Genomic DNA, 9,633 nt, shown 5'->3' with positions numbered 1-9,633 from the left:
GGGAGACTCCCATCGCAGCGGCGATGTGGGCCTGGGGCCAGCCGGCCCGGTGGCGTTGAACGATCAGGCGGCGACCATGCACGGTCAGCCGGGCACTACCGTGGGACACGAGAACCTCCGGGTGGAGTGGGCCTTCGACAAGCCACATCCCATTCGGAGGTTCTCGTTCGTTCAACCAGGCTCGCCGCTACCAACGTCCTGGCCGGGTACAGCTAGTACCGCTCCCAGCTGAGGGTTGGCGCGCAGTCCCCATGGATCACGTAGTGCTCGGCGGCCGCGACGGCGACCTCCAGTGAGACGACATACCTGGCCGGGTACCGCCGTCGATCGTCACGATGGTCCGGTGGTGGCCGTCGAGCGCGGCGAGCCGATGCCGAACCGGGCCGACATCCGTCAGTGACGTCTCGCCGCCGCCGGAGCCGTCGACCCAGCTGAGCCTCATCGGGACATGACATCACGTCGCCCGTCACATTCAGCCTCTGGAAAGCACCCATAGGAGGTGAGAGGTCGAGCACCCCAGGAGGAGGACCTGTGCTACGTTTGCTACAGCCCGAGGAGGTGGGAGCGATGGCCCGGACCATCCCGCATCGAGAGCTGCGCAACAACAGCAGCGCCGTCCTCCGCGAGGTGCAGGCGGGGGAGAGCATCGCCATCAGCAACCACGGCGAGATCGTGGCGATCCTGGTGCCGCCGGGCAGCCGGCCGGGTCTGCGCGTGCGCCCGGCCCGGGTGCGCGGCGGGCTGGCCGAGCTCGACCGCGTCCGGTTGGACGGTCCGGTGCAGGATCTCCTCGACGATCTGCGCGGCGATCGGTGAGCGTCTACGTCGAGACGTCGGCGGCGGCGAAGCTGCTGATCGAGGAGGCGGAGTCGGCGGCGCTCGCGGACTACCTGGACGACCGGCAGCGCGCGGGCCGGCCACTCGTGTCGAGCCTACTGCTGGAGACCGAGCTGCGCCGGCTGGCCACCCGCACCGGGATCGGGCAGGACCGCGTCACCGACCTGCTGGACCGATTCGACCTCTACGAGCCGGACCGGGCGACCTACGTCGAGGCGGGGTTGCTGCCGGGAGCGACTCTGCGCAGCCTGGACGCCCTGCACGTCGCCGTCGCGATCCGGGTGGAGGCCGACGAGCTGGTGGCCTACGACCACCGTCAGGCGGAGGCTGCGCGGGCCGCCGGGCTGCGCGTCGTCGCACCGAGTCGGGTGTGACGGGGCCGACAGCGGGTCGCGGCGGGTCGGGCCGGGGCCGCTGATAGTCTCGCAGATGACCGACGTCCTTTAAGTCCCGTCCCGTGAGGCGGGGAAGGAGGTCCTGCGAAGCATGTCTCGCGACCTATCCGGCGCGCGCGAAGTGCTCGACGGCGACGATGTGGCCCGGGCGCTGACGCGTATCGCGCACGAGGTGGTGGAGCGCAACAGAGGCGCCGCCGACCTCGTCCTGCTCGGCATCCCGAAACGCGGCGTGCCGCTGGCGCATCGGCTGGCCGAGCGCATCTCGGCGGCCGAGGGCATCGACGTCCCCGTCGGGGCGCTCGACGTCACCATGTACCGCGACGATCTGCGCCTGCGGCCGGCCCGCGCCCTCGAGCCCACCGACATCCCGCCGGGCGGGGTCGACGACCGGACGGTGGTGCTGGTCGACGACGTCCTGTTCTCGGGGCGGACGATCCGGGCGGCGCTGACGGCGCTGGAGGACATCGGGCGGCCGCGCGCCGTCCGGCTGGTCGTCCTCGTCGACCGGGGACACCGCCAGCTGCCCATCCGCGCCGACCACGTCGGCAAGAACATCCCGACCTCGCTGGTCGAGAGCGTGAAGGTGCGCCTCGCCGAGACCGACGGGCACGACGGCGTCCTGCTCGACAAGCCCGCCCACGACACGCAGGCCCCGGACGAGCAGCAGGAGGCCACGCCATGATCCGCCACCTCCTCTCCGCCGGCGACCTGTCCCTGGACGACGCGACGCTGGTGCTCGACACCGCCGACGAGATGGCCCGGCTGACCGAGGGCCGCGCGGTGAAGAAGCTGCCGACACTGCGCGGCCGCACCGTGGTGAACCTCTTCTTCGAGGACTCCACCCGCACCCGCACGTCCTTCGAGCTGGCCGCGAAGCGCCTCTCCGCCGACGTCGTCAACTTCTCCGCCAAGGGGTCCAGCCTGTCCAAGGGCGAGAGCCTGAAGGACACCGCGCTGACGCTGGAGGCGATGGGCGCCGACGGTGTCGTCGTGCGGCACTCCGCCAGCGGGGCGCCGTACCGGCTGGCGACGTCGGGCTGGATCAACGCGTGCGTGGTCAACGCCGGCGACGGCACCCACGAGCACCCGACGCAGGCGCTGCTCGACGCGTTCACGATGCGGCGGCACCTGGGGGAGCTGGCCGGCAAGCGCATCGTCATCGTCGGCGACGTGCTGCACAGCCGGGTCGCGCGCAGCAACGTCCTGCTGCTGGCGACCCTCGGGGCGGACGTCACGCTGGTCGCGCCGCCGACGCTGCTCCCGAACGGCGTCGACGCCTGGCCCTGCGCCACCAGCTACGACCTCGACGGCGCCCTGGCCGGTGCCGACGCGGTCATGATGCTGCGGGTCCAGAGCGAGCGCATGAACGCCGCCTTCTTCCCGTCCGCCCGCGAGTACAGCCGCCGCTACGGCCTGGACACGAGGCGCCAGAGACTGATGCCGCCCGAGGCGCTGGTCCTGCACCCCGGGCCGATGAACCGCGGCATGGAGATCACCGCCGAGGTCGCCGACAGCGCCCGCTCCGTCATCGTCGAGCAGGTGACGAACGGCGTCTACGTCCGCATGGCGGTGCTTTACCTGATGCTCGCCGGCACGAACAGCGAGGAGGCGGCGTGACCGCGACCCTGATCCAGAACGCCCGCGTCCTCGGCGGCGACCCGCAGGACGTCCTCATCGACGACGGCGTCATCGTCGCCCTCGGCACCGGAGCAGCGCGGGAGGACGCGGACGTCATCGACGCCACCGGGCTGATCGCCCTCCCGGGTCTCGTCGACCTGCACACGCACCTGCGCGAGCCCGGCCGCGAGGACGCCGAGACCGTCGAGTCCGGCACCAGAGCGGCGGCGAGAGGCGGGTTCACCGCCGTCCACGCCATGGCCAACACCGACCCGGTCGCCGACACCGCCGGCGTCGTCGAGCAGGTCTGGCGGCTGGGCCGCGAGGCCGGGCACGCCGACGTCCGCCCGGTCGGCGCCGTCACGATCGGCCTGAAGGGCGAACGGCTGGCCGAGCTGGGCGCCATGGCCGAGTCCGCCGCCGGCGTCCGGGTCTTCTCCGACGACGGCGTCTGCGTCCACGACGCCCAGCTGATGCGCCGGGCGCTGGAGTACGTGAAGGCGTTCGACGGCGTCATCGCCCAGCACGCGCAGGAGCCGCGGCTGACCGAGGGCGCGCAGATGAACGAGGGGGAGCTCTCCGGCCGGCTGGGCCTGCGCGGCTGGCCGAGCGTCGCCGAGGAGGCGATCGTCGCCCGCGACGTCATGCTGGCCGCACACGTCGGCTCGCGGGTGCACATCTGCCACCTGTCGACGCGGGGCTCGGTCGAGATCGTCCGGCTGGCGAAGGAGCGCGGCCTGCCGGTGACGGCCGAGGTCACGCCGCATCACCTGCTGCTCACCGACGAGCTGGTGGCCGGCTACGACCCGCGCTACAAGGTCAACCCGCCGCTGCGCTCCGCCGCCGACGTCGCCGCGCTGCGCGAGGCGCTGGCCGACGGCACCATCGACATCGTCGCGACCGACCACGCGCCGCACCCGGTCGAGGCGAAGGACTGCGAGTGGGACGCCGCCGCGTTCGGCATGCTCGGGCTGGAGACGGCGCTGTCGGTCGTCCAGCACGCCATGGTCGACACCGGTCTGCTCGACTGGGCCGGCGTCGCCGACCGGATGTCCTACGCGCCGGCCCGCATCGGCCGCTGCGACGGCGGCGACCAGCCGCACGGCCGGCCCATCGCCGTCGGCGAGCCGGCCAACCTCACCCTCGTCGACCCGACCACCACCACCACGGTCGACCCGTCGGCATCGGCGTCGCTGTCGCGGAACACTCCGTACGAGGGGATGAAGCTGCCGGGAACCGTCGTCGCGACGTTCCTGCGCGGCCGCATGACGCACCAGACTGGGGGAATCGCATGACGACGAACGCACCGGCGCTGCTCGTGCTCGAGGACGGCCGGACGTTCCGCGGCCGCTCGTACGGCGCGCCCGGCGAGACGTTCGGCGAGGCCGTCTTCTCGACCGGCATGACCGGCTACCAGGAGACGCTGACCGACCCGTCCTACCACCGCCAGGTCGTCGTGCAGACGGCGCCGCACATCGGCAACACCGGCGTGAACGACGACGACCCCGAGTCCGGCCGCATCTGGGTGGCCGGCTACGTCGTCCGCGACCCGGCCCGCCGCCCGTCGTCGTGGCGCAGCCGTCGCAGCCTGGACGAGGAGCTGGCCGCGCAGGGGATCGTCGGCATCAGCGGCATCGACACCCGCGCGCTCACCCGCCACCTGCGCGAACGCGGCGCTATGCGGGTCGGCATCTCCACCACGGAGACCGACCCCGACGCGCTGCGGCGGCGCGTGCTGGACAGCCCGGAGATGCTCGGCGCCGACCTCGCCGCCGAGGTCAGCACCGTCGAGCCCTACGTGGTGAACGCCGACGGCGAGCGGCGGCTCACCGTCGTCGCCCTCGACCTCGGCATCAAGACGATGACGCCGCGGCGCATGGCCGAGCGCGGCATCGAGGTGCACGTCCTGCCGGCCACGGCGACGATCGACGACGTCCTGAGCCGGCAGCCGGACGGGCTGTTCCTGTCCAACGGCCCCGGCGACCCGGCGACGGCGGACCACCCGATGCGCGTCGTCCAGGCCGCGCTGGAGCGAGACCTGCCGTTCTTCGGCATCTGCTTCGGCAACCAGGTGTTCGGCCGCGCGCTCGGCTTCGGCACCTACAAGCTCGGCTACGGCCACCGCGGCATCAACCAGCCGGTCCAGGACCGCACGACGGGCAAGGTCGAGGTGACGGCGCACAACCACGGCTTCGCGGTCGACGCGCCCCGCGACGCCGTCACCGAGACTCCCTACGGGAAGGCCGAGGTCAGCCACGTCTGCCTCAACGACGACGTCGTCGAGGGCCTGGCGCTGCGGGGCGGGAACGGCGAGCTCAAGGGCTTCTCCGTCCAGTACCACCCCGAGGCCGCGGCCGGCCCGCACGACGCCGCGTACCTGTTCGACCGGTTCGCCGACGTGATGTCGGCGAAGAAGGAGGCCTGATGCCCAGGCGCACGGACATCGACAGCGTCCTGGTGATCGGGTCGGGCCCGATCGTGATCGGGCAGGCGTGTGAGTTCGACTATTCGGGGACGCAGGCGTGCCGGGTGCTGCGGGCGGAGGGTCTGCGGGTGATCCTGGTGAACAGCAACCCGGCGACGATCATGACCGATCCGGACATCGCCGATGCGACGTATGTGGAGCCGATCACGCCGGAGTTCGTGGAGAAGGTCATCGCGTTGGAGCGGCCGGACGCGCTGTTGGCGACGCTGGGCGGGCAGACGGCGTTGAACACGGCGGTCGCGTTGCACGAGCGGGGGGTGCTGGAGCGGTTCGGGGTGGAGCTGATCGGCGCGTCGATCGACGCGATCGAGCGGGGCGAGAACCGGGAGTCGTTCAAGAAGATCGTCGAGGAGGTCGGCGGGGAGACCGCGCGGTCGCACATCTGCCACTCGATGGACGACTGTCTGTCCGCCGTCACCGACCTGGGCTATCCGGTCGTGGTCCGGCCGTCGTTCACGATGGGCGGCGCGGGCTCGGGGATGGCGTTCGACGAGGACGACCTGCGCCGTATCGCCGGGGCCGGTCTGGACGCGTCGCCGACAACCGAGGTGCTGCTGGAGGAGTCGATCCTCGGGTGGAAGGAGTACGAGCTCGAGGTCATGCGCGACGGCGCGGACAACGTCGTGATCGTGTGCTCGATCGAGAACGTCGACCCGATGGGTGTGCATACGGGTGACTCGGTCACCGTCGCGCCGGCGTTGACGCTGACCGACCGCGAGTACCAGGTCATGCGCGACCAGGCGATCGCGATCATCCGCGCGGTCGGGGTCGACACCGGAGGCTGCAACATCCAGTTCGCCGTCGATCCCGCCGACGGGCGGCTGATCGTGATCGAGATGAACCCGCGGGTATCCCGTTCGTCGGCGCTGGCGTCGAAGGCGACGGGGTTCCCGATCGCGAAGATCGCGGCGAAGGTGGCGCTGGGATACACGCTGGACGAGATCCCGAACGACATCACCGGGGAGACGCCGGCGTCGTTCGAGCCGACGCTGGACTACGTGGTGGTGAAGGCGCCGCGGTTCGCGTTCGAGAAGTTCCCGGCCGCGGACTCCACGCTGACCACGCACATGAAGAGCGTGGGCGAGGCGATGGCGATCGGGCGGAACTTCACCGAGGCGCTGCAGAAGGCGCTGCGGTCGCTGGAGAAGTCCGACGGCGCACTGGACTTCGCGACCCCGCCGGGTGACAAGAACGAGCTGGTGGAGAAGGTGCGGCGGCCCTACGACGGGCGGCTGCGCGACGTGCTGGACGCGCTGCGGGCCGGCGCCACCGTCGACGAGCTGTATGCGGCGACCCGGATCGACCCGTGGTTCCTGGACCAGCTGCTGCTGCTGACGGAGGTCGCCGACCAGGTCCGCGACGCATCGCAGCTCACGCCGGAGGTGCTGCGCGAGGCGAAGCGGCACGGCTTCTCCGACGTCCAGCTGGCGGCGCTGCGCGGCACGTCGGCCGAGGTCGTGCGAGGGGTCCGGCACGCGCTGGGGATCCGGCCGGTGTTCAAGACCGTCGACACGTGCGCGGCGGAGTTCGCCGCGAAGACCCCGTACCACTACTCCTCCTACGACGAGGAGAACGAGGTCACCGGCCGCGACAAGCCCGCGGTCATCATCCTGGGCAGTGGCCCGAACCGGATCGGGCAGGGCATCGAGTTCGACTACTCGTGTGTGCACGCGGCGATGGCGCTGCACGAGGCCGGCTACGAGACCGTCATGGTCAACTGCAACCCCGAGACCGTGTCGACCGACTACGACACCTCCGACCGGCTCTACTTCGAGCCGCTGACGCTGGAGGACGTGCTCGAGGTCGTCCACGCCGAATCGCAGGCCGGCCCGATCGCCGGCGTCATCGTGCAGCTGGGCGGGCAGACCCCGCTCGGGCTGGCCGCGGCGCTGGCCGACGCCGGCGTCCCGATCGTGGGCACCTCGCCGCACGCGATCGACCTGGCCGAGGACCGCGGCTCGTTCGGGCGGGTGCTGGGCGAGGCCGGGCTGCCCGCGCCCAAGCACGGCACCGCGAGCTCGTTCGAGCAGGCCCGCGACATCGCCCACACCATCGGCTACCCGGTGCTGGTGCGGCCCTCCTACGTGCTGGGCGGGCGCGGCATGGAGATCGTCTACGACGACGACACCCTGGCCGACTACATCGGCCGCGCCACCGAGGCGTCGCCGGAGCATCCGGTGCTGGTCGACCGGTTCCTCGACGACGCCGTCGAGATCGACGTCGACGCCCTGTTCGACGGCGAGGAGCTCTACCTCGGCGGGGTCATGGAGCACATCGAGGAGGCCGGCATCCACTCCGGCGACTCCGCCTGCGCGCTGCCCCCGATCACGCTGGGCCGCGACGAGCTGACCCGGATCAAGGACTCCACCGAGGCCATCGCCCGCGGCGTCGGGGTGCGCGGCCTGCTCAACGTGCAGTACGCGCTGGCCGGCGACGTCCTCTACGTGCTGGAGGCCAACCCGCGCGCCTCCCGCACGGTGCCATTCGTGTCCAAGGCCACCGGCGTCCCGCTGGCCAAGGCCGCCGCCCGGGTCATGCTCGGCGCCACCATCGCCACCCTGCGCGGCGAGGGACTGCTCCCGGCCGACGGCGACGCCGTCGACCTGCCCGCCGACGCCCCCGTCGCGGTCAAGGAGGCGGTGATGCCGTTCAACCGGTTCCGCACCCCGGACGGGCGCACCGTCGACACCCTCCTCGGCCCGGAGATGCGCTCCACCGGCGAGGTCATGGGCATCGACGAGCAGTTCGGCACCGCGTTCGCCAAGTCCCAGGCCGCCGCGTTCGGCGCCCTGCCCACCTCCGGCACGATCTTCGTGTCACTGGCCAACCGCGACAAACGGCACATGATCTTCCCGGTCAAACGGCTGGCCGACCTCGGCTTCACCATCCTGGCCACCGCCGGGACCGCCGAGGTACTGCGCCGCAACGGCGTCACCGCCGAGGTCGTGCGCAAGCGCTGGGTCGGCCACGAACCCGACGGCACCCCCACCATCATCGGGCGCATCCTCGCCGGCGACGTCGACCTCATCATCAACACCCCCAGCGGCACCACCACCGGCGGCAGCCCCCGCGCCGACGGCTACGAGATCCGCCGCGCCGCCATCCAGGGCAACATCCCCTGCATCACCACCACCCAGGGGCTGGCCGCGGCGGTGCAGGGGATCGAGTCGCTGCGCGCGGAGTCGGTCGGCGTCCGGTCGCTGCAGTCCTGGGCCGAGCGGTCGTGACGGCGTACGACCTGCTGTTCCGGCGGGTGCTGTCGAGGCTCGACGCGGAGAAGGCGCACCGGGGCGCGTTCGCCGCGATGCGGCTGGCCGCCCGGGTGCCGGGGCTGGCGGCGTACGGACGGCGCCGGCTCACCCCGCGCGGGCCCGGTGTCGAGGCGTTCGGGCTGCACTTCCCCGGCCACCTGGGCCTGGCCGCCGGGTTCGACAAGAACGCCACCGGCATCGACAGCCTGGCCGGCCTCGGCTTCGCGTTCGTCGAGGTCGGGACCGTCACCGGACGGCCGCAGCCGGGCAACCCGAAGCCGCGGCTGCACCGGCTGGTGGCCGACCGCGCCGTCGTCAACCGGATGGGCTTCAACAACGACGGTGCCGCCGTGGTGGCCGCGCGGCTGGCCCGGCGCCGGCGCCGCCGCGGCGCGCTGCCGGTCGTCGTCGGCGTCAACATCGGCAAGTCCAAGGCGGTGCCGGAGGCCGACGCGATCGCCGACTACGAGGCCAGCACCCGGCTGCTCGCGCCGTACGCCGACTACCTGGTCGTCAACGTCAGCTCGCCGAACACGCCCGGCCTGCGCGACCTGCAGGCGGTGGAGAAGCTGCGGCCGCTGCTGGTCGCCGTCCGCGCGCAGGCCGACGCCGTCACGTCGCGGCGGGTGCCGCTGCTGGTGAAGATCGCCCCCGACCTCGGCGACGACGACGTGCTCGCGGTGGCGAAGCTGGCGCTGGAGCTGGAGTTGGACGGCGTCATCGCGACGAACACCACCATCGGCCGCGACGGGCTGCGCTCCACGCCGGTCGCGGTCGAGCGGGCCGGCGCCGGCGGGCTGTCCGGCGCGCCGCTGGCCGACCGGTCGCTGGCCGTGCTGCGGCTGCTGCACGGCGCCGCCGGCGACCGGCTGACGCTGATCTCGGCCGGCGGCATCGCCTCCGCCGCGGACGCCCACGAGCGGCTGCGCGCCGGCGCGACCCTCGTCCAGGCCTACACCGCCTTCATCTACGGCGGCCCGTTCTGGCCGGCCCGCGTCCAGCGCGAGCTCGCCCGCCTGATCGAGGAGGACCAGTGACCGAGACG

The 9,633-nt window shown here is 72.3% G+C and carries 8 protein-coding genes; all 8 read left to right on the top strand.

Annotation, left to right across the window (positions count from 1 at the left end; all coding sequences use genetic code 11):
* Positions 1-567 precede the first annotated feature (567 nt).
* On the top strand, positions 568-816 hold the full coding sequence (locus C1I92_RS24885) for a type II toxin-antitoxin system Phd/YefM family antitoxin (RefSeq protein ID WP_111257340.1): 249 nt from the start codon (positions 568-570) through the stop codon (positions 814-816).
* Positions 813-1,211, top strand: coding sequence for a type II toxin-antitoxin system VapC family toxin (locus C1I92_RS24880; protein ID WP_111257339.1), 399 nt, complete (start codon positions 813-815; stop codon positions 1,209-1,211). The genes C1I92_RS24885 and C1I92_RS24880 overlap by 4 nt, the downstream gene beginning before the upstream one ends.
* Positions 1,212-1,323: 112 nt before the next feature.
* Complete coding sequence (gene pyrR / locus C1I92_RS24875; RefSeq protein WP_111257338.1) at positions 1,324-1,917, top strand: bifunctional pyr operon transcriptional regulator/uracil phosphoribosyltransferase PyrR; 594 nt, start codon at positions 1,324-1,326, stop codon at positions 1,915-1,917.
* Positions 1,914-2,852, top strand: coding sequence for an aspartate carbamoyltransferase catalytic subunit (locus C1I92_RS24870; protein WP_111257337.1), 939 nt, complete (start codon positions 1,914-1,916; stop codon positions 2,850-2,852). Before pyrR ends, C1I92_RS24870 begins: the two co-directional genes overlap by 4 nt.
* Positions 2,849-4,147, top strand: coding sequence for a dihydroorotase (locus C1I92_RS24865; RefSeq protein WP_111257336.1), 1,299 nt, complete (start codon positions 2,849-2,851; stop codon positions 4,145-4,147). The genes C1I92_RS24870 and C1I92_RS24865 overlap by 4 nt, the downstream gene beginning before the upstream one ends.
* On the top strand, positions 4,144-5,277 hold the full coding sequence (carA, locus tag C1I92_RS24860) for a glutamine-hydrolyzing carbamoyl-phosphate synthase small subunit (RefSeq protein ID WP_111257335.1): 1,134 nt from the start codon (positions 4,144-4,146) through the stop codon (positions 5,275-5,277). Before C1I92_RS24865 ends, carA begins: the two co-directional genes overlap by 4 nt.
* A complete protein-coding gene (carB, locus tag C1I92_RS24855; protein ID WP_111257334.1) occupies positions 5,277-8,564 on the top strand; it encodes a carbamoyl-phosphate synthase large subunit in 3,288 nt (1,095 codons plus the stop codon). Before carA ends, carB begins: the two co-directional genes overlap by 1 nt.
* On the top strand, positions 8,561-9,625 hold the full coding sequence (locus tag C1I92_RS24850) for a quinone-dependent dihydroorotate dehydrogenase (RefSeq protein ID WP_111257333.1): 1,065 nt from the start codon (positions 8,561-8,563) through the stop codon (positions 9,623-9,625). The genes carB and C1I92_RS24850 overlap by 4 nt, the downstream gene beginning before the upstream one ends.
* The last annotated feature ends 8 nt before the right edge of the window (positions 9,626-9,633 follow it).

The sequence above is a fragment of the Jiangella anatolica genome (assembly GCF_003236295.1).
In the GTDB taxonomy this organism is placed as follows: Bacteria; Actinomycetota; Actinomycetes; order Jiangellales; family Jiangellaceae; genus Jiangella; species Jiangella anatolica.
This window is presented reverse-complemented; position numbering and strand designations above follow the sequence as displayed.